Genomic DNA, 19,717 nt, shown 5'->3' with positions numbered 1-19,717 from the left:
CTTCCGGTTACGTCGTTGCGTCCCGCCCCGACCACACGCTCTTTCTCATGCGCTTCTCATGAACCCTGCGCACGCGGGCGCTCCGTTGTCACATCCGGGCACTGCGGGAAACATCACGTCATCTTTCGCTCGCCCCCGTACAACCCTTCCGCTTTTCCGGAAGTCTTACGAACTCGTTGATTCACCAGTGCCTTGGTTCAACACGTTGGATCAACAGAGTCACCAGGAGTTCACAGAGGGGTGGGGCACATTGAGCCCGCGGAAGCATGCCTACCGGCCGCTGAGCCTCAAGCGCAGGGCGTGGCTGACCATCGGAGCCGTCGTCGTCGGCGGCGCCGGGGCGGTGACGTACGCGGTCGCGGGGCCCGGCGACGGCACGGACCCGGCGGCCGACCCGCGCGCCCAGCGCCCGGTGAGCGTGCGCGACATCCCGCTGCGGGGTGACGCCGCCGACCGCCGCGCGCTGCCGCGCACGTCCACCGACCAGTTCTCGCTGCTCGGCGTCTCCTGGAAGCAGGAACCGAAGAGCGGACCGAAGAGCGGACCGAAGAGCGGACCGAAGAGCGAGCCGAAGAACGGGCCGAAGAACGGATCGGGGAGCGGATCCGAGCGCGCGCTCGACGGCACCGCCGAGGTCCGCACCCGCGCGCTCGGCTCGGGCCGCTGGACCGGCTGGCGGCCGCTCGGCCTCGCCGGGGCCGCGCCGGGGTCCACGCGGGGCTCCGAGCCGCTGTGGGTCGGCCCGTCCGACGGCGTGGAGGTCCGGGTGACCGGGCGGTCCGCGCTGCCCGACGGCCTCCAGGTCAGCCTCGTCGACCCGGGCGTGACGGCACGGGAGTCCCGCAACCCGTCCCTGGACGGCGCCCCCTCGCGGATGTCCCCGGCGGCGTACGCGGCGAAGCCCGCAGGGAAGCCCGCCGAACGGCCCGTCCCGCCGCCCGCCACCGTCAAACAGCCCCCGGTCCTCTCCCGCGCCGCCTGGGGCGCCGACGAGACCCTGGTCACGAAGGACCCGGAGTACACGGCGAAGGTCAAGGCCGTCTTCGTGCACCACACCGCGGGCACGAACGACTACCGCTGCTCGGACTCGCCGTCCCTGATACGCGGCGTCATGGCGTACGACGTCGAGGCCCGGGGCCTGAGCGACCTCGGCCCCAACTTCCTCGTCGACAAGTGCGGCCGGATCTTCGAGGGCCGCGGCGGCGGCGTCGACCTGCCGGTGATCGGCGGGCACACCGAAGGCTTCGACGGCGAGTCCACGGGCATCGCGGTGCTCGGCGACTTCGAGGGCGGCCAGGGGCAGGCGGCCGCGAAGCCCTCGCGCGCGGCTCTTGAGTCGGTGGCCCGGATCGCGGCGTACAAACTCAGCCAGTACGGCGGCGATCCGCTCGGCAGGGCCACGCTGACGGCGACGGCCGACACGGGCGTGTGGAAGAAGGGCGAGAAGGCCCAGCTGAACACGGTCTCCGGCGGCCGGGACGGCGCGTCGACGGCGTCGCCCGGCAAGAACCTGTACGCCGGGCTCGGCGAGATCCGCAGGTACGCCGCCTCGCCCGGCCGCAACGCGGCGATCCCCACGGCCGACTTCAACCGCGACGGCATCGCCGACCTCGTCGCGGCCACGCCCCGGGCGAGCAGGTCGAAGGGCTCCCTGACTGTCGTGCCGGGCGGCGTCGGCGGCCCGGTCGCCGCCGCGAAGAAGACGCTCACGCAGTCGAGCCCCGGCGTCCCCGGCATGAACGAGGCCGGCGACCAGTGGGCCGCGGCCACCGCGTGGGGCGACATCAACGGCGACGGGTACGCGGACCTCGCGATCGGCGCGCCCGGCGAGGACGACACCGACGGCCACAAGGACCGCGGCGCGGTCACGATGCTGTACGGCCCGGACTTCACCTCCGGCACCGACATGCAGCTCTCCGAGGACTTCGCGTACACCGGGGCGCGGTTCGGCTCGGCGGTGGCCGTCGGCGACTTCAACGCCGACGGCAAGGCGGACGTGTTCGCCGCGGCCACCGGCACCGGCGGCAGCTGGTCGGCGCGGTTCTCGGCGGACCACGCGGCCGGCGGCACGTTCACGCCCGACGAGCGGACGATCTCCTACCCGGACGCGGCGTCCGGCGACTTCAACCGCGACGGGTACGCCGACGTCGCCCTCAGCTACCGCGACGGCGCGGGCAAGGGCAAGGTCGTCTGGTTCAAGGGCACCCGCTCGGGGCTCAGCCGCGTCGGCCACCTGTCGGTCAAGGGCGGCCGCTCGGTCGCCGCGGCCGACGTGAACGGCAACGGCTACGACGACCTCGTCATCGGCCAGCCCTACACCTCCGAGTCGGGCGCGCACGCGGGCGGCCAGGTCACCGTGGTCCCGGGCACCGCGTCCGGGTTCACCACCACCGGCATGAAGACCGTCCACCAGGGCACCGCCGGCGTCGTGGGCGCGGCCGAGGCGGGCGACGCGCTCGGCTGGTCGGTGTCGGCGGGCGACGTCGACGGCGACGGGTACGCGGACGTGTACGCCGGGGCGCCCGGCGAGGACATCACGCGTGCGGGCAAGGCGCGTACGGACGCGGGCACCTCGCTCCTCTTCAAGGGCACCCGGTCCGGCCTGACCGGCACGGGGGCGACTGCCGTCAGCCAGGACGAGAAGGACATCCCCGGCTCCACGGAGACCGGTGACCGGCTGGGCTCGGCGGTGGTCCTTGCGGACTTCGACGGGGACGGGCGTGCCGACCTCGCCGTCGGCGCGGAGGGCGAGGATCAGAACGCCGGTACCGTTCTCCAACTCGACACCGACTCCGCGGGGGTTGTCGTTCCGACGAGTGGGGTTTATTACGGTCGGCCTCAGCTTGGGACGCCCGAGGGGGCGTATTTGGGGCAGGCCCTGACGCCCTAACGCCTATGAGGGTGTTCTTCGGGTGCGGGTTTGTTGTGGCTGGTCGCGCCCACGCGGCGGAGCCGCAAATGTCTCAGCCCCGCGCCCCTTCGGGGGCGCTCAGCCCCCCGTCCGTCGGGGCGCTCAGCTCGCAGACGTACGGACCCGCTTCGAACGCGACACCACCGCCTGGAGGACTCGGCGGCCCTCCGTCGACACCGCGAGGGCCTGCCTGAGGCCGCCGCCCGCGCCGAGGAGTTCGAGTACCCGTACCTGGCGGCGCAGTTCGGCGGAGACCAAGGGGGACACGCCCTCCTCGGTGCCGTCGAGGAGGCGGTGGATCTGGAGGGCGGCGGCCGAGCAGCCGTCGGCCCAGGGGCGCAGGGACGCGGCGGACCGCTGGGCGGGGACCGCGTCGAGCATGCGCAGGGCGAGCGCGGCGGCGTCCCCTCCGGCGCCACCGGAGGCACCGGAGGCACCGGAGGCAAGGGCCTCCCGCACGTCCGCGAGGGCCCCGTCCCACGGCGCGCCGTCCGCGAGGCTCACCCACAGGGGCCGAAGGACCTGGTCGTCGCCGCCGAGCAGCGGCACGCACCGGTCGAGGCAGGCGAGCCCGCTCGCGGCGAGGCCCGTCTCGTCGGCCTGGGCGATCAGCTCCACCAAGCTCGCGCATGACTCATCTGGCTTCACATGCCCTTACAGCGTCCAGCGGCCCGTTTCCGTCACTGCGGCCGAAAACCACTGAGGGGCGGGCGCTACTGCGGCAGCACGCCGAGCCGGTCGAGGAAGCGGAAGAACAGCTCCTCGGCCGACGGGTCGGGGTCGGCGGTCAGGACGTCGAGGAGCGCCGCCGACCGCGCCGATCTGCCGGACTCGGCGGCCCAGGCGACCGCGCGCTCGGCGGCGTCGCGCGGTTCGAGGAAGTAGTCCTCGACGGTCAGCTCGTCGCCGTCACCGTTGCCGTCACCCAGGTATCCGGCCATCGCGGTCCGGGCCAGGCAGGTCGTCCACGCGCCGCTCTCCGGCGCCGCGGCCTCGACGACCACGCAGTCGCTGTCGAGGACGAAGCCGAAGAGCGCGGGCGCGCCGGTCTCCTCGGCGAGCGCGTTCATGTTGCCGACGTCCTTGGTGCCGTCGCTCGGGCACTCCCACACCTGCCAGCCGTCCGGCCGCCGTTCCAGGAGCGTCAGGTCGCCGCGTACGCCGGCCACGGCCTCGCACTCCCCGAGCGGCCGCTCGCTCCGGCCCACGACGTAGTAGCCCCAGTAGCCCATCTCCGTGCCCCCGTAGTGCGCTTTTCTGGCGTGGGCGCCCTCAGTGGGCTCCCGTCTGGGGGCTGCGCCCCCTCTCCTCCGCCATTTTGGCCCTCCGGGCCTCGTCCTCAAACGCCGGACGGGCTTTGACTGCGCCTCGTCCTCAACGCCGGACGGGCTCTCTCCTGCATCGTGGTGATGCGGTGCACCACCACGATGGCGAGCACGGCGGCCACGATGTCGAGTGCGTCCACGATCATCATCGGGCCGAGCGCGGACTTGATCTCCTGGGCGGTCTCCGCGTTCCCGTAGCGCTTCGTCGCGTACCGGCCGACGAGGAAACCGACGACCCACACCGTCCACCAGACGTTGACGAGCGGGTGCGCGGGGCGCGCCTCCCACTTCTCCCAGCCGGACGGCAGCTCACGCGCGCCGGCCTCGGCCCGGGGAGCGCTCGCGTCCCAGATGTCGGCGGTGACGCGGCGCGGGACCCAGAGGTTGACGACGGGCACGAACCACCCGCCGAGCGCCCAGCCCCGCGACTTGCTGTGCGCGTCCGGCGCGAGGATCTCGGCGTTGGCCCGCACCCGCTGGAACCACCACAGGAAGAAGACCGCGGTCACGGCCAGGGCCGCGATCTGGAAGCCGCCGGACGAGGCGTACCGGGAGTCGGCGTGCTCGGCGTCCAGCTGCAGCGCCTCGCCGACCTCCCCGTCGAGGATCCGGTCCACGACGCGCCGCTGCCCGAGCCCCGCCCACAGCGCCCACAGGTCGGTGGCGACGACGACGCCGAGCAGCGCCATCGCGGCCCGCGCCAGCGCGACCGGCGACCGCAACAGGTCCCCGGGCCGGGGACCGGGCCCAGGCCCAGGCCCAGGCCGGGCCGCGGTCCGCGCTGCGGCGTCCGCCGCCACCGTCACGCACACGCCGCACAGCCCCTCGGCAGTCGTCGCGTCTCTTTCCCCGCACTCCGCGCACGGCACGGCCACGGTCCCCCCAACAGGTCGATGGAAACAGGCCGGTCCCCCGGACCGGCCCGACAGAACATCCGCCCGCTCGCGCCTCTCCCCAGGCGCCACGGACGGTCACCGAATGTTACGTGCACACCTCACGGACCGGACGGGCCCCGCCCGTCGACGCGGTCCGCGAGGGCCGTGAAGTCGGGCCAGGGCCGTGTCGGCTCCCGTTCGTCCCAGAGCTTCTGGGCCGTCGCGCGCAGGGGCATCCGGATGCCGCGGGCCACCTGCTCCTGGGTCTGGGAGCCGGGCAGGTCGCACCACACGGCGAAGCTCGCGCCGAGAATCCGGTCGTCGTAGGCGGCGGGGACGGGGGTGGTGCCGCGCACGACGCGCGGCGTCCACCGCTCGTAGATCCGCTGTCCGGTCGGATAGGCGAAGTCGTTGGGCTCGCCGAGCACGTAGTAGAGGAACTCGTCGTTGTAGTTCACGAGCGCGCGCCCGTCCTTCAGATACTCCACCGGGTCGCGCGCGCCGATCTCCTTGCCCGTCCAGTACGCGACCTCGATGGTGTCGTCGGCATCGACGACCCCGCCGCGGAAGAAGCCGTCGTTCCAGGCGCGGACGTCCCGGCCGCCGCCGACGGCCCGCGCGCGGTCGTTGAGCCACGCCGTCGCCAGGTCCTGCACGCGGGCCCCGGGGCCGAGCCGGTCGCGCGCGGCGGCGGCGAGCCGCGGATAGCGGGTCTCCGGCGACGCGGACATCAGCGCGCGGTACTCGTCCGCGCCGATGTGCCACCGCGACCCCGGGAACAGCTCCGCGTACTCCCTCAACAGCTCGTCGACGAGCCGCGCCGCCCCCGGCTTCGCGATGTCCACGGCACCGCTCACGGCCACGCCGCGCGCGTCGCGCAGCTCCAGGTCCGGGTGCGCGTCGAGGACCGCGCCCAGGTGTCCCGGCGAGTCGATCTCCGGTACGACGGTGATGTGGCGGCTCGCCGCCAGGTCCACGATGCGGCGCACCTGCGCCTTGGTGAGGTGGTCGGCCGAGACGACCTCCGGGTGCGACTCGGAGGCGATGCGGAAGGCCTGGTCGTCGGAGAAGTGCAGGCCGAGCTCGTTGTACTTGAGGTCGCCGAGCTCCTTGATCCGGTCCTCGATCCACTCCGCGTCGAAGTGCTTGCGGGCGATGTCGACCATGAATCCGCGGCGCGGCTTCGCGGGCGCGTCCCTGACGGTGCCCTCCGGGGCCGTCCGGTCGCCGCTGACCTCCTGCTTCAGGGTCCGGGTGCCGTAGAAGACCCCGGCCTCGGCGGGCGCGGTGACGCGCACCGCGCGGTTCTTGACGGTGAGGGTGTACGACTCGGGGTCGCCCTTGCCCGCGAGGTCGAGGCGGACGTCGCCGGGGCGGGGGCGGGTCTCGCCGCCGTACCGCAGGCGCAGCTCTCCGGCGAGCAGCCGGGCCTCGTCGGCGAGGCGCTCGTCGCCCACGACGACGCGCTTGCCCTTCTCGGGGCGCCAGCCCGGTCCCCGGGCGGGGTCGTGCTCCCGCACGGCGGGGATCGTGGCGGGGGCCTTCGACACCGCGTACGACTGCGTCGGCCTGGGCGGGGGTGGCTTCCCGTCGGCCTGCCCGCCTCCGTTGTCCTCCGGCCACAGGACGGCGGCCAGGACCACCGCCCCCACGACCCCGGCTCCGCCGACGGCGACTCGCCCACGCATCCCGACCACCTGCCCGTCCACCCCCGCCTCCGCCCCGCCGCTACCGCGGCGGCATCCTCCCGCCCACCCACCCCATACGCCACCGCCCCGCCGCTTCGCGGCGGGAATTCTCCCCACCCACCCGCCCATACGCCGCCGACGGCGGCCAGCCCCCACCAGGAGCGCTCACCCGCCGTCCGACCGCAAACGGGCGGGCGGGTGGGAAACAACCGCCGCGCGCAGCGCGGCGGCACCACCCACCGGGCCGCAGCCGGGCCCCGATGCGCCTCCGGCCCGCCGCTTCGCGGCGGATCTACCCCGCCCGCCCACCCCATTCGCCACCGACGAGCCCCTCCTTCCACGCTAAGCCCCACCCACCCCCCTCCGCGCGTCCACCTCACACCCCCAAACTCTCCTATTCGGATGAATTCCCGGCATCGATTCCAAGAAGCCGTCGGACACCTCACCCACCACCCGGATAGCGTGACGGCACATCCCCACCCGCTGCCCTCCGCCGAGGAGCCCCGCCGAGGAGCCCCCCTGCCGTCGCACCGCGCCCGCGCCCGCGCCATACCGGAACCCCTCAACGCCGCCCCGGCCAAAGAGGCCACCCGCACGCTGCTGACCTGCTGCGGAAGCCGCCACTGGGCGCACCGCGTCACCGCACACCGGCCCTACCCGGACCTGGACGCCCTGCTCGCCGCCGCCGACGAGGCGGCGTACGACCTGGCGCCCGCCGATCTCACCGAGGCCCTGGCCGCCGAGCCCCTGGAGCCGGCGCTGCCCCCGGGCAGCGCGTACTCCGCCGCGGCCACCGCCCTGCGCGCCGCCCACGCCGCGTACGAGAGCCGCTTCGGCCACGCCTTCGTGATCTGTCTCGACGACACCGCCCCGAGCGAGGCCCTCGACCACCTGCTCGCCTCCATCCGCGACCGGCTCGGCAACGACCCGGAGGAGGAGCGCGCCGTGGCGGCGGAGGAGCTGCGGCGCGTCGCCCGGGGCCGCCTGACCCGGCTCGTGCAGGCCTGGGCGCGGGCCGACGGATCACGCAGCGATAGCCCGTACGTACCAGTTTGATTGCCTGTTTGATCACACCCGAGGCCCCCGGGCGAGGGAGCCGACAACTCGTCGATACGATGACGAGCGGCCGGTGGACCGTACCCGGCCGGGCTCGTCCGACACCGAAGCCGGCCGACCCCCAATCCCCGCTCCCGGAGGGTTCTTCCGTGCCGGCTGGAACGCTGTACCGCGGCCGGGAAGGCATGTGGTCATGGGTGGCTCACCGAGTCACCGGTGTCCTCATCTTCTTCTTCCTGTTCGTACATGTCCTCGACACCGCTCTCGTCCGCGTCTCCCCGGAGGCGTACGACGATGTCGTGGCCACCTACAAGACGCCGATCGTCGCGCTCCTTGAGTACGGCCTCGTCGCCGCCATCCTCTTCCACGCGCTCAACGGCCTGCGCGTCATCGCCGTCGACTTCTGGTCGAAGGGCCCGCGCTACCAGAAGCAGATGCTCTGGACCGTCGTGGGCATCTGGGTCGTCCTGATGGTCGGCGCGCTGTACCCGGTCCTCGGCCACGCCGTCCGTGAACTCTTCGGGAGCTGAGGCCAGACATGTCCGACACCACGCTTGAGAAGTCCGGAGTGGGCCCCGTCGAGGGCGCGTCCCTCTACGACGTCGACCACCCGGCCCCCGTGATCGAGGCTCCGCGCAAGCGCACCTCGAAGACGCCGCGCTCCACGCGCGGCAACTTCGAGATGGCCGCGTGGCTGTTCATGCGCCTGTCCGGCGTCGTCCTCGTCGTCCTGGTCATCACGCACCTGCTGATCCAGCTCGTCCTGGACGGCGGTGTCTCGAAGATCGGCTTCGCCTTCGTGGCGGGCCGCTGGGCGTCCCCGTTCTGGCAGGTCTGGGACCTGCTGATGCTGTGGCTCGCGATGCTCCACGGCGCCAACGGCCTGCGTACCGTCATCAACGACTACGCCGAGCGCCCGAACACGCGCCTGTGGCTCAAGGGCCTGCTGTACACCGCCACGGTGTTCACCATCCTCCTGGGCACGCTGGTGATCTTCACCTTCGACCCGAACATCCGCTAAAGCCGAGGCGACCCCCGTGAAGATTCACAAGTACGACACCGTCATCGTCGGCGCGGGCGGCGCCGGCATGCGCGCCGCCATCGAGGCGACGAAGCGCAGCCGCACCGCCGTGCTGACCAAGCTGTACCCGACCCGCTCCCACACGGGCGCCGCGCAGGGCGGCATGGCCGCCGCGCTCGCCAACGTGGAGGAGGACAACTGGGAGTGGCACACCTTCGACACGATCAAGGGCGGCGACTACCTGGTCGACCAGGACGCCGCCGAGATCCTGGCGAAGGAGGCCATCGACGCGGTCCTCGACCTGGAGAAGATGGGCCTGCCGTTCGGCCGCACGCCCGAGGGCCAGATCGACCAGCGCCGGTTCGGCGGCCACTCCCGCAACCACGGCGAGGCCCCGGTCCGCCGGTCCTGCTACTCGGGCGACCGCACCGGCCACATGATCCTCCAGACCCTCTACCAGAACTGCATCAAGGAGGGTGTGGAGTTCTTCAACGAGTTCTACGTCCTCGATCAGCTCATCGTGGAGGAGGACGGCGTCAGGAAGTCGGCGGGCGTCGTCGCGTACGAGCTGGCCACCGGCGAGATCCACGTCTTCCAGGCGAAGGCGGTCATCTACGCCTCGGGCGGCACCGGCAAGTTCTTCAAGGTGACCTCCAACGCGCACACGCTCACCGGTGACGGCCAGGCGGCCTGCTACCGGCGCGGGCTGCCGCTCGAGGACATGGAGTTCTTCCAGTTCCACCCGACCGGCATCTGGCGCATGGGCATCCTCCTCACCGAGGGTGCGCGCGGCGAGGGCGGCATCCTTCGCAACAAGGACGGCGAGCGCTTCATGGAGAAGTACGCGCCCGTCATGAAGGACCTCGCCTCGCGTGACGTCGTCTCGCGCTCCATCTACACGGAGATCCGCGAGGGCCGCGGCTGCGGTCCCGAGGGCGACCACGTCTACCTGGACCTGACGCACCTCCCGCCGGAGCAGCTGGACGCCAAGCTCCCGGACATCACGGAGTTCGCGCGGACGTACCTGGGCATCGAGCCGTACACGGACCCGATCCCGATCCAGCCGACCGCGCACTACGCCATGGGCGGCATCCCGACGAACGTCGAGGGCGAGGTCCTGGCCGACAACACGACGGTCGTGCCCGGCCTGTACGCCGCCGGCGAGGTCGCCTGCGTGTCCGTCCACGGCGCCAACCGCCTGGGCACCAACTCGCTCCTGGACATCAACGTCTTCGGCCGCCGCGCGGGCATCGCCGCCGCGGAGTACTCGGCGAAGGCCGACTTCGTGGAGCTGCCGGAGAACCCGGCGGAGCTGGTGGTCGACCTGGTCGAGCGCCTGCGCGAGTCCACGGGCACGGAGCGCGTCGCGGAGATCCGCAAGGAGCTCCAGGAGACGATGGACGCGAACGTCATGGTGTTCCGCACGGAGCAGACCATCAAGACGGCCGTCGAGAAGATCGCCGAGCTGCGCGAGCGCTACAAGAACGTCTCGGTCCAGGACAAGGGCAAGCGCTTCAACACCGACCTCCTCGAGGCCGTCGAGCTGGGCAACCTGCTCGACCTCGCCGAGGTCATGGCGGTCTCGGCCCTCGCCCGCAAGGAGTCCCGCGGCGGCCACTACCGCGAGGACTACCCCAACCGCGACGACGTCAACTTCATGCGCCACACCATGGCGTACCGCGAGGTCGCCGACGACGGCAAGGACTCGATCCGCCTCGACTACAAGCCGGTCGTGCAGACCCGCTACCAGCCGATGGAGCGTAAGTACTGATGGCAACTCCGACGATGGACAAGGTCGAGGCGGAAGCCGCGGCCTCGGACCACCTCATCACCGTCACCTTCCGGATCCGCCGGTTCAACCCGGAGGTCTCGGCGGACGCGGTCTGGGAAGACTTCCAGCTGGAGATCGACCCCAAGGAGCGCGTCCTCGACGGCCTCCACAAGATCAAGTGGGACCTGGACGGCACCCTGACGTTCCGCCGCTCCTGCGCGCACGGCATCTGCGGCTCCGACGCCATGCGCATCAACGGCAAGAACCGCCTGGCCTGCAAGACCCTGATCAAGGACATCAACCCGGCCAAGCCGATCACGGTCGAGCCCATCAAGGGCCTGACGGTCCTCAAGGACCTCGTCGTGGACATGGAGCCGTTCTTCCAGGCCTACCGCGACGTGATGCCCTTCCTGGTCACCACGGGCAACGAGCCGACGCGCGAGCGCCTCCAGTCCCCCGAGGACCGCGAGCGCTTCGACGACACCACGAAGTGCATCCTGTGCGCCGCGTGCACCTCCTCGTGCCCGGTCTTCTGGAACGACGGCCAGTACTTCGGCCCGGCCGCGATCGTCAACGCGCACCGCTTCATCTTCGACAGCCGTGACGAGGCGGGCGAGCAGCGCCTGGAGATCCTGAACGACAAGGACGGCGTGTGGCGCTGCCGCACCACGTTCAACTGCACGGACGCCTGCCCGCGTGGCATCGAGGTCACGAAGGCGATCCAGGAGGTCAAGCGCGCCCTGATCACGCGCCGCTTCTGAGCCTCCGGCCCGGCTCGCAGTGAGGGCCCCGCCCCCGGTTCCGCACCGGGGACGGGGCCCTCACTCGTTCTGGTGAACGATTCGGCTCCGGACGCCCGAGCCTGGTTCGTCCTACGATGATGCTCTCGACACCAGCCCATGGGAGGCACGCGATGTCCGCAGCATCCGTCGAGCAGCCGCACGACGACCGACCGCTGATCGCAGAGGCCAACCGCATCAGGGAGAGCCTGCCGGGCCGCCGCGTCGAGATCATCGGAGGCCAGATCCTCGTGAGTCCGTCCGCAGATGGCCCCCACGGCGACGTCCTGACAGAGCTCATGCTGCCGTTTCTCTCGGCGGGCCTGCAAGGCACAGACACTCGAGTCATCCAGGCGTTCGGCCTCTGGTTGCCCACCGGTGCCGAGGACCACGCGATTCCCGACCTAGCCGTCGTGGACGCCGACTACCGGGACCACTACATCGAGAACGGGTGCTACGACCCCGCGGTCTTCCGCCTGGTCCTAGAGGTCACCTCCAGCAACTACCAGACGGACCTGCGCACCAAGGTTTCCGCGTACGCCGAGGCCAAGATCCCCGTCTACGTCATCGTCGACCGCAAGCACCAGCGGCTCCACGTCCTCACCGACCCGGCAGCTGACGGCTACGCCAACCACCAGGTCCACGCCCCCGGCCAGACGGTCGCCCTTCCCGACTCGATCGGCGCCAAGGTGTCCCTGGACGTGACGGCCCTCCTGGAAGCCGGGAAGCACTAGCCCCCCTACGAATCCACCCGCTCCCACCCCCGCCGTTCCGTCCGCTCCCCCCGGCTCCGGTACACCACATACGGCCGGAACAGATACTGCACGGGCGCGCTGAACATATGGACGAGCCGGGTGAAGGGGACCAGGGCGATCAGGGTCAGGCCGATGACCGCGTGGATCTGGAAGGTCAGGGGGACGCCCACCATCGCGTCGACGTCCGGTTGGAGCGTGAAGATGCTGCGGGCCCACGGGGCGATCGTCCCGCGGTAGTCGTAGCCCCCGCTGATCGTCGAGTTGGTGAGCTTGGCCCACATGCCCATGATGATCGCGGCGAGCAGGACCGCGTACATGAGCTTGTCGTTGCGGGTGGTGGCGCGGAAGACGGGGGTGTTGGTGCGGCGGCGGTAGAGGAGGGCCGCGATGCCCGCGACCGCGAGGAGTCCGGCCGCCGTGCCGCCGAAGAGGGACAGCAGGTGGTACGCGTGCTCCTTCAGGCCCACCGCGTTCGTCCAGGACTCGGGGATGAAGAGCCCCATCACGTGGCCGGCCAGGACGAAGAGGATGCCGTAGTGGAAGGCGGGGGACGCGATGTTGAGGAGCCTGGACTCGTAGATCTGGGACGAGCGGGTCGTCCAGCCGAACTTGTCGTAGCGGTAGCGCCAGACGGTGCCCGCGATCAGCAGGGCCAGGGCCACGTACGGCAGGACTCCCCAGAGGAACGTGTGCATCAGTCGGCTCCTGCCGTCGCGCAGACCGTGGTGAGGACGCGGGCGTACGGCGTGCCGTGCGCGGTCAGCGCCTGCCGCAGGCGGTCCAGGGCCTCGCGGTGGGTGCGCAGGAGGCGCAGGTCGCCGGTGCGGGCCGTGAACTCCAGGACCACGGGGAGGAAGTCCGGGAGTTCCTCGCCGGTGAGCTCAAGGCCGTGGGCCCGGTAGGTCTGTTTGAAGGCGACGAGGGACGCGCCGCGGCGCCGCGTGTCGCCGTCGAGCCACCAGCTCAGGTACAGGTTGTGGCGGTTCTTGAAGTCGAAGACCCGGACGTAGTGCGCGGCCGCCTCCGTCGGGGTCCACCGCTCCACCTCGTCCAGGAAGTCGTGGAGTTGCGGTGCTGACGCGCGGATCAGGGGCAGGTGGGCGCGGAACTCCTCGTCCGGGTACGTGAGGCAGTGCGCCGCCGCCTGGTACAGGAGCGCCTGGCCGGTCACGGGGTGTCCTCCTCGTCCGCCGTCTGGCGGTGCCGCAACGCGTGGAAGTTCTCCAGGGTGACCAGGGGCAGGCCCTGGTGCGTGCCCGAGTCGTCACCGAAAGGGCCGGGCATCATGCCGGGCCCGCCGTCCCCGTCCAGGCCGCAGCCCGCGGGGAGCGCCGACTCCTCCAGACGGCGCGCGTCCCCGACGGCCGCCGTCGGGATCACGTACCGCTCGTCGTACTTGGCGATGGCGAGGAGCCGGTACATGTCCTCGATGTCGCGCCCCGTCATCCCCACGCGCTCGGCTGCCGAAAGGGGCGCGTCCTCGCCCAGGTTCACCGCCCGCATGTACGACCGCATGGCGGCGAGGCGTTCCAGGGCCGCACGGACCGGGGCGACGTCCCCGGCGGTGAAGAGCTCCGCCAGGTACTCCAGGGGGATGCGCAGGGTGTCGATCGCGCCGAAGAGGTTGTCCGTGTCCTCGCCGTCGAAGCCGGTGTCGGTCAGGGCCTCCACGACCGGGGACAGGGGCGGGACGTACCAGACCATGGGGAGGGTGCGGTACTCCGGGTGCAGGGGGAGCGCGACCCGGTACGTGCTGATCAGCGCGCGCACGGGTGAGCGGCGGGCCGCCTCGATCCAGTCGTGCGGGACGCCGTCGCGCTCGGCGGCGCGCCGCACCTCGGGATCCTCCGGGTCGAGGAAGACGCCCAACTGGGCCTCGTACAGGTCCTTCTCGTCCGCCACCGACGCCGCCGCCGTCACCTTGTCGGCGTCGTACAGCAGCACGCCCAGATACCGCAGGCGGCCCACGCACGTCTCGGAGCAGACCGTCGGCAGGCCGACCTCGACGCGCGGGTAGCAGAGCGTGCACTTCTCGGCCTTGCCGGTGCGGTGGTTGAAGTACACCTTCTTGTACGGGCAGCCGGTCACGCACATGCGCCAGCCCCGGCAGCGGTCCTGGTCGACGAGGACGATGCCGTCCTCGGTGCGCTTGTACATCGCGCCGGACGGGCAGGACGCCACGCACGCCGGGTTGAGGCAGTGCTCGCAGATCCGCGGAAGGTAGAACATGAAGGCTTCCTCGAAGGCGAACTTCACCTTCTCGGCGGCCTGTTCGCGGACCTTCGCCACCATCGGGTCGGCGTCGCCGTGCTCGGGGGCGCCGCCGAGGTTGTCGTCCCAGTTCGAGCTCCACTCGATCTTCATGGGCTTGCCGGTGAGCAGGGAGCGGGGCTCGGCCACCGGATAGTCGTCGCCGAGCGGGGCGTTGGTGAGGTTGCGGTAGTCGTACGTCCAGGGCTCGTAGTAGTCCTTGATCTGGGGCAGGACCGGGTTGGAGAAGATCGTCGCGAGCTTCTTGAAGCGGCCGCCCGCCTTCAGCTTCAGCCGGCCGCGCCGGTTGAGCTCCCAGCCGCCGCGCCACTTCTCCTGGTCCTCGTAGCGCCGCGGATAGCCCTGGCCTGGCCGCGTCTCGACGTTGTTGAACCAGACGTACTCCATGCCGGAGCGGTTGGTCCACGTCTGTTTGCAGGTCACTGAGCAGGTGTGGCAGCCGATGCACTTGTCGAGGTTCATGACCATCGCGATCTGTGCCAGGACCCTCATCGGTACGTCACCTCCTGGTCCTTGCGCCGTCTGATCACCGTGACCTCGTCGCGCTGGTTGCCCGTCGGTCCCAGGTAGTTGAAGGCCCAGGAGAGCTGGGCGTAGCCGCCGATGAGGTGGCTGGGCTTGAGGAGGAGGCGGGTGAGGGAGTTGTGGATGCCGCCGCGCCGCCCGGTGGTCTCCGCCAGCGGGACGTTCACCGTGCGCTCCTGGGCGTGGTGCATGTAGACCGTCCCGGCCGGCATGCGGTGGGAGACGATCGCGCGGGCCGCCACGACGCCGTTGCGGTTGACGGCCTCGATCCAGTCGTTGTCGCGGACGCCGATGGCCGCCGCGTCCTGCGGGGACATCCAGACCGCCTGGCCGCCGCGCGACAGGGACAGCATGAAGAGGTTGTCCTGGTACTCGGAGTGGATGGACCACTTGTTGTGCGGGGTGAGGTAGCGGACCGTCACCTCCCGTTCCCCGTCCGGGCCGAGCGCGGGTTCGCCGAAGAGGCGGCGCATGTCGAGGGGCGGCCGGTACACGGGCAGGGCCTCGCCGAGTTCGTGCATCCAGTCGTGGTCGAGGAAGAAGTGCTGGCGCCCGGTGAGGGTGTGCCAGGGCTTGAGGTGCTCGGTGTTGAGGGTGAACGCCGTGTAGCGCCGCCCTCCGGACTCGCTGCCCGACCACTCGGGGGACGTGATCACGGGGACGGGCGCGGCCTGCGTGTCGGCGTAGGAGATCCGCTTGCCCTCGTGCTCGGCGGCCAGGTGCGCCATCTCCTGGCCGGTGCGCTCCTGGAGGGTGCGGAAGCCCTGCGTGGCGAGGCGGCCGTTCGTCGTGCCGGACAGGGCGAGGATCGTGTTGGCGGCCTTCACCGCGGTGTCCAGGCGGGGACGGCCCGCGGCGGGTCCTTCCCGTACGACGCCGTTGAGCGCCCGCAGCGCCTCGATCTCCTCGTCCGGGCGCAGCGCGATGCCCTTGGCGGGCAGGCCGAGCCGCTCGGCGAGCGGGCCGAGGGCCGCGAACTTGGCGCCGATCGCGGTGTAGTCGCGCTCGACGACGGTCAGCGCGGGCATGGTCCTCCCCGGGACGGCCTCGCACTCGCCGCGCCGCCAGTCGAGGGCCACGCCGCCGGGCTGCGCGATCTCGCCGGGGGTGTCGTGCTGGAGGGCCGTGGCGACCAGGTCGCGGCGCGTGCCGAGGTGGTCGGCGGCGAGCTCGCTGAAGCGGTCGGCGATCGCGTGGAAGGTGTCGAAGTCGGTGCGGGCCTGCCAGGGCGGGTCCACGGCCGGGGTGAAGGCGTGCACGAAGGGGTGCATGTCCGTCGTCGACAGGTCGTGCTTCTCGTACCAGGTGGCGGCCGGGAGCGTGATGTCGGACAGGAGCGTCGACGACGTCATCCGGAAGTCGAGGGAGAGGAGCAGGTCGAGCTTGCCTTCGGGGGCCTGCTCGCGCCAGGTCAGGTCGCGCGGGCGGGCGCCGGGCGGCGCCTCGTCGGCGCTCAGGGACGCGTGGGTGCCGAGGAGGTGCTTGGTGAAGTACTCGGCGCCCTTGGCGGACGAGCCGAGGAGGTTGGCGCGCCACAGGGTCAGGACGCGCGGCCAGTTCTCGGGTGCGTCGGGGTCCTCGCAGGCGAACTTCAGCTCTCCGGACGTGAGTTGCGATACGACGGAGGCCACCGCGTCGTCGGCGTCGCCGAGGTCGAGGGGGTTGCGGTCGAAGGTCGGGTACGACGGCATCCAGCCGGAGCGCGCCGACTGGGCGAGGCAGTCCGCGGCCGTCATCCCCGCGAACCGCCCCTCGCCCAGCGGCGAGGCGAGCACGTCGGCGCCGAAGCCGTCGTAGCGCCACTGGTCGGTGTTCAGGAACCAGTACGCCGTGCCGATCATCTGCCGCGGCGGCCGGGACCAGTCACCCGCGCCCGCGAGCGTCGCCCAGCCGGTCGCGGGACGGCACTTCTCCTGGCCGACGTAGTGCGCCCAGCCGCCGCCGTTGCGGCCCTGGCAGCCGGTGAGCTTCAGCAGCGCGAGGAACGCCCGGTAGATCGTCTCGGAGTGGAACCAGTGGTTGGTGCCCGCGCCCATGAGGATCATGCAGCGGCCCCGCGACTTCTCGGCCGTGCGCGCGAACTCCCGGGCGATCCGGGCGCACTTGGCGGCCGGTACGGAGGTGTGGACCTCCTGCCAGGCGGGCGTGCCGGGCGCGTCGGCGTCGTCGTACGAGGACGGCCAGTCCCCCACGAGGCCCTCGCGCCCGACGCCGTACTGGGCGAGCAGCAGGTCGAAGACCGTCGTCACCAGCGGACTTTCGGGACCGGCGAGCCGGATCGCGGGCACCCCGCGCCGCACCACGCCCCCGCTCCCCTGCCCGTGCGCGCCGCCGTCGGTGTCGAAGCGGGGAAGCAGCACCTCGACGCCGCGCGCGTCGTCCTCGTACAGCGAGAGCCGCGGCCGGATGTCACCGAGGTCCAGATTCCACTTGCCCTTGCCGGACTCGGTCCACCGGAACCCCAACGACCCGCCGGGCACGACGGGTCGACCGCTCCCCTCGTCGAGAACAACGGTCTTCCACTCACTCCCCTCACCCGTGTCGCCGATGTCGGAGGCGCGCAGGAACTTGCCGGGCACGTGCGCGCCGTCGCGCTCGGTCAGGGTCACCAGGAAGGGCAGGTCGGTGAAGCGGCGTACGTAGTCGGCGAAGAAGTCCACCGTCCGCTCGACGAAGAACTCGCGCAGGATGACGTGCCCCATCGCGAGGGCGAGCGCCCCGTCGGTGCCGGGGTGCGGATGCAGCCACTCGTCGGCGAACTTGGCGTTGTCGGCGTAGTCGGGCGCGATCACCACGACCTTCTGGCCGCGGTAGCGGGCCTCGGCCATCCAGTGCGCGTCGGGCGTCCGCGTGACGGGGACGTTCGAGCCCCACATCAGCAGATACGCGGCGTCCCACCAGTCCCCCGACTCCGGCACGTCCGTCTGGTCGCCGAAGACCTGCGGGGAGGCGACCGGCAGGTCCGCGTACCAGTCGTAGAAGGACAGCATGGGCGCGCCGATGAGCGACATGAAGCGGGCGCCCCCGGCGTGCGACACCATCGACATGGCGGGGATGGGAGAGAAGCCCGCGACGCGGTCGGGCCCGTGCGTCTTGATGGTGTGGACGTGCGCGGCCGCGACGATCTCGACGGCCTCGTCCCAGCTCGCCCGCACCAACCCGCCCTTGCCGCGGGCCTGTTGATAGGCACGCCGCCGCGCGGGATCACCCTGAATGTCGGCCCAGGCGAGGACGGGATCCTTCAGCCGCTGCTTGGCCTCCCGGTAGAGGTCGAGGAGCACGCCCCGGACGTACGGGTAGCGGACCCGGGTCGGCGAGTACGTGTACCAGGAGAAGGCGGCGCCGCGGGGGCAGCCGCGCGGCTCGTACTCGGGGCGGTCGGGGCCCGCCGACGGGTAGTCGGTGGCCTGCGTCTCCCAGGTGATGATGCCGTCCTTGACGTACACCTTCCAGCGGCAGGAGCCGGTGCAGTTCACGCCGTGCGTCGAGTGCACGACCTTGTCGTGGCTCCAGCGGTCCCGGTAGAACGCGTCGGCTTCGCGGCCACCGTCGATCGTGACGCTGTGCAGGTCGGGGGCGGCCTCGCCGCGGCGCAGGAAGCGGCCGGTCCTCAGGAGCAGGGCGGCGGGCTCGGTGGCGTTCACACCGCCCATCCCATGCGGGGGCGGGCCGGTCCGCAGCCTGGCCTAGGCCGAGTGGTGGCTGCGGGGCGCGCGGGGTCTCATGGCCCTCGTGAGACGGATGCGGCGGAGCGCGCGTGCGATCCGGGCCTGGCGGGACGAGGTGACTCCGGCGGCCGGTGCCTGTGTGATGGCCACCGGCATCATCTCCGTGGGCCTGCACCTGACCGGGCACGACGTCCTGTCGGAGATCTTCCTCGCCGTGGCGTGCGTGCTGTGGCTGGTCCTCGCGGCCGACTTCGTCGACCTGCTCGCCCGCGACCGCTCCCGCTGGACCGCGGCGGCCGTCACCCCGCCCGCGCTCACGGCGGTCGCGGCGACGACGGTCGTCGGCACCCGCTTCAGCCTGCTCGGCCGGCCGGAGCTCGCCATCGCGCTGCTCGTCGTCGCCGCGGCCGTCTGGCCGGGCCTGCTGATCGCGGTCGTACGGCACTGGCGGCGGCGCGGCATGCCGGGCGGCGCGTTCCTGGTGTGCGTGGCGACGCAGGGGCTCGCGGTGCTCGCGGCCACGCTGTCCCTCGCGGGCGAGGGCGACTGGCTCGGCGACGCCGCGCTCGCCTGCTTCGGCCTCGGCCTGCTCCTGTACGGGGACGCGCTGACGCGGTTCGATCTCCGGCAGGTCTGGACGGGGGCCGGTGACCAGTGGGTGGCCGGGGGCGCCCTCGCCATCTCGGCGCTCGCGGGGTCCAAGCTGATGGCGTCCCCGCGGTGGACCGGTGACGGGCACGAGGTGCTCCGCACGGTCACCTACGTCCTGCTCGGGCTCGCCCTCGCGTGGTACGCGGTGCTGCTCGTGGCGGAGGTGGCGCGGCCTCGCCCGCGCTATGACGTGCGGCGGTGGGCGACGGTGTTTCCGCTCGGGATGACCGCGGTGGCTTCGCTGTCGACGGGGGTGGTGGGGGGTGTGGACGGGCTGCGGGCGCTGGGGCGGGTGCTGTTGTGGGTGGCGGTGGGGGTTTGGGGGGTGGTGTGGGTGGGGTTTGCGTGGGAGCGGGTGGGTGGGGCCTCGCGGGGGCGCCCCAGTCCCACCCCTTCCCGAAACTAGGGGCTCCGCCCCTAG

General features: G+C 71.8%; 16 protein-coding genes. 8 read left to right on the top strand and 8 right to left on the bottom strand.

Translation table 11 applies throughout. The features are described from left to right. Positions 1–250 precede the first annotated feature (250 nt). Positions 251–2,890 carry an FG-GAP-like repeat-containing protein gene (locus tag ACFWZ5_RS10970; protein ID WP_384794323.1) on the top strand — a complete coding sequence of 880 codons (2,640 nt, stop codon included), beginning with the start codon at positions 251–253 and terminating at the stop codon, positions 2,888–2,890. A 123-nt stretch (positions 2,891–3,013) separates the two neighbouring features. On the opposite strand, the gene ACFWZ5_RS10965 is transcribed toward ACFWZ5_RS10970, so the two are convergent. From ACFWZ5_RS10965 to ACFWZ5_RS10950, 4 genes are all read right to left on the bottom strand, one after another. Further along, on the bottom strand, positions 3,014–3,532 hold the full coding sequence (locus ACFWZ5_RS10965; RefSeq protein ID WP_384794326.1) for a hypothetical protein: 519 nt from the start codon (positions 3,530–3,532) through the stop codon (positions 3,014–3,016). Positions 3,533–3,624: 92 nt separating this feature from the next. Then, entirely contained in the window at positions 3,625–4,143 is a 519-nt protein-coding gene (locus ACFWZ5_RS10960; RefSeq protein WP_384794329.1) for a hypothetical protein, read from the bottom strand. A gap of 107 nt (positions 4,144–4,250) precedes the next feature. Next, complete coding sequence (locus tag ACFWZ5_RS10955; protein WP_384794332.1) at positions 4,251–4,958, bottom strand: DUF4328 domain-containing protein; 708 nt, start codon at positions 4,956–4,958, stop codon at positions 4,251–4,253. Positions 4,959–5,230: 272 nt separating this feature from the next. Then, positions 5,231–6,799 (bottom strand): glycoside hydrolase family 20 protein, encoded by a 1,569-nt coding sequence (locus tag ACFWZ5_RS10950; RefSeq protein ID WP_384794335.1) that lies wholly within the window; start codon positions 6,797–6,799, stop codon positions 5,231–5,233. Positions 6,800–7,261: 462 nt separating this feature from the next. On the opposite strand from ACFWZ5_RS10950, the gene ACFWZ5_RS10945 reads away from it, so the two are divergent. The 6 genes from ACFWZ5_RS10945 to ACFWZ5_RS10920 all read left to right on the top strand — a co-directional run bounded on the left by ACFWZ5_RS10945 (position 7,262) and on the right by ACFWZ5_RS10920 (position 12,160). Beyond that, complete coding sequence (locus ACFWZ5_RS10945; protein WP_384802673.1) at positions 7,262–7,855, top strand: 2-oxo-4-hydroxy-4-carboxy-5-ureidoimidazoline decarboxylase; 594 nt, start codon at positions 7,262–7,264, stop codon at positions 7,853–7,855. Positions 7,856–8,004: 149 nt separating this feature from the next. Beyond that, positions 8,005–8,385: a succinate dehydrogenase, cytochrome b556 subunit gene (sdhC, locus tag ACFWZ5_RS10940; protein ID WP_079036679.1), complete on the top strand. Its 381-nt coding sequence runs from the start codon at positions 8,005–8,007 to the stop codon at positions 8,383–8,385. A gap of 8 nt (positions 8,386–8,393) precedes the next feature. Further along, complete coding sequence (locus tag ACFWZ5_RS10935) at positions 8,394–8,876, top strand: succinate dehydrogenase hydrophobic membrane anchor subunit (RefSeq protein WP_384802677.1); 483 nt, start codon at positions 8,394–8,396, stop codon at positions 8,874–8,876. A gap of 16 nt (positions 8,877–8,892) precedes the next feature. Continuing rightward, a complete protein-coding gene (gene sdhA, locus ACFWZ5_RS10930) occupies positions 8,893–10,647 on the top strand; it encodes a succinate dehydrogenase flavoprotein subunit (protein ID WP_384802680.1) in 1,755 nt (584 codons plus the stop codon). After that, a complete protein-coding gene (locus ACFWZ5_RS10925) occupies positions 10,647–11,408 on the top strand; it encodes a succinate dehydrogenase iron-sulfur subunit (protein WP_030668726.1) in 762 nt (253 codons plus the stop codon). Before sdhA ends, ACFWZ5_RS10925 begins: the two co-directional genes overlap by 1 nt. A gap of 152 nt (positions 11,409–11,560) precedes the next feature. Then, a complete protein-coding gene (locus tag ACFWZ5_RS10920) occupies positions 11,561–12,160 on the top strand; it encodes a Uma2 family endonuclease (RefSeq protein WP_384802684.1) in 600 nt (199 codons plus the stop codon). Positions 12,161–12,165: 5 nt separating this feature from the next. Here the strand turns inward: ACFWZ5_RS10920 and narI are convergent, their stop codons facing one another. From narI to ACFWZ5_RS10900, 4 genes are read right to left on the bottom strand one after another with little or no spacing between them, the layout of a single operon-like run. Next, positions 12,166–12,876 carry a respiratory nitrate reductase subunit gamma gene (narI, locus tag ACFWZ5_RS10915; protein WP_384802687.1) on the bottom strand — a complete coding sequence of 237 codons (711 nt, stop codon included), beginning with the start codon at positions 12,874–12,876 and terminating at the stop codon, positions 12,166–12,168. Further along, positions 12,876–13,352, bottom strand: a complete 477-nt coding sequence (gene narJ, locus ACFWZ5_RS10910; RefSeq protein WP_384802690.1) for a nitrate reductase molybdenum cofactor assembly chaperone — start codon at positions 13,350–13,352, stop codon at positions 12,876–12,878. Before narJ ends, narI begins: the two co-directional genes overlap by 1 nt. Further along, positions 13,349–14,944, bottom strand: a complete 1,596-nt coding sequence (gene narH, locus ACFWZ5_RS10905; RefSeq protein ID WP_384802693.1) for a nitrate reductase subunit beta — start codon at positions 14,942–14,944, stop codon at positions 13,349–13,351. Before narH ends, narJ begins: the two co-directional genes overlap by 4 nt. Continuing rightward, the gene (locus ACFWZ5_RS10900; RefSeq protein ID WP_384802696.1) at positions 14,941–18,630 is read right to left on the bottom strand and encodes a nitrate reductase subunit alpha; all 3,690 of its coding nucleotides are present in this window, start codon (positions 18,628–18,630) and stop codon (positions 14,941–14,943) included. The genes narH and ACFWZ5_RS10900 overlap by 4 nt, the downstream gene beginning before the upstream one ends. An 88-nt stretch (positions 18,631–18,718) precedes the next feature. On the opposite strand from ACFWZ5_RS10900, the gene ACFWZ5_RS10895 reads away from it, so the two are divergent. Beyond that, on the top strand, positions 18,719–19,702 hold the full coding sequence (locus ACFWZ5_RS10895; protein WP_384802699.1) for a tellurite resistance/C4-dicarboxylate transporter family protein: 984 nt from the start codon (positions 18,719–18,721) through the stop codon (positions 19,700–19,702). Positions 19,703–19,717 lie beyond the last annotated feature (15 nt).

Source organism: Streptomyces sp. NPDC059003 (assembly GCF_042740445.1).
Lineage (GTDB): Bacteria > Actinomycetota > Actinomycetes > Streptomycetales > Streptomycetaceae > Streptomyces.
The sequence above is the reverse complement of the archived record's forward strand: the minus strand, read 5'-3'. Positions and strand labels throughout refer to the sequence as shown.

Coding starts and splice junctions, on each gene's coding strand:
- ACFWZ5_RS10895 (WP_384802699.1), top strand. CDS start 18,719: ATGCGGCGGAGCGCGCGTGCGATCCGGGCCTGGCGGGACGAGGTGACT.
- narI (WP_384802687.1), bottom strand. CDS start 12,876: ATGCACACGTTCCTCTGGGGAGTCCTGCCGTACGTGGCCCTGGCCCTG.
- ACFWZ5_RS10900 (WP_384802696.1), bottom strand. CDS start 18,630: ATGGGCGGTGTGAACGCCACCGAGCCCGCCGCCCTGCTCCTGAGGACC.
- narH (WP_384802693.1), bottom strand. CDS start 14,944: ATGAGGGTCCTGGCACAGATCGCGATGGTCATGAACCTCGACAAGTGC.
- ACFWZ5_RS10925 (WP_030668726.1), top strand. CDS start 10,647: ATGGCAACTCCGACGATGGACAAGGTCGAGGCGGAAGCCGCGGCCTCG.
- ACFWZ5_RS10935 (WP_384802677.1), top strand. CDS start 8,394: ATGTCCGACACCACGCTTGAGAAGTCCGGAGTGGGCCCCGTCGAGGGC.
- ACFWZ5_RS10920 (WP_384802684.1), top strand. CDS start 11,561: ATGTCCGCAGCATCCGTCGAGCAGCCGCACGACGACCGACCGCTGATC.
- ACFWZ5_RS10950 (WP_384794335.1), bottom strand. CDS start 6,799: ATGCGTGGGCGAGTCGCCGTCGGCGGAGCCGGGGTCGTGGGGGCGGTG.
- ACFWZ5_RS10960 (WP_384794329.1), bottom strand. CDS start 4,143: ATGGGCTACTGGGGCTACTACGTCGTGGGCCGGAGCGAGCGGCCGCTC.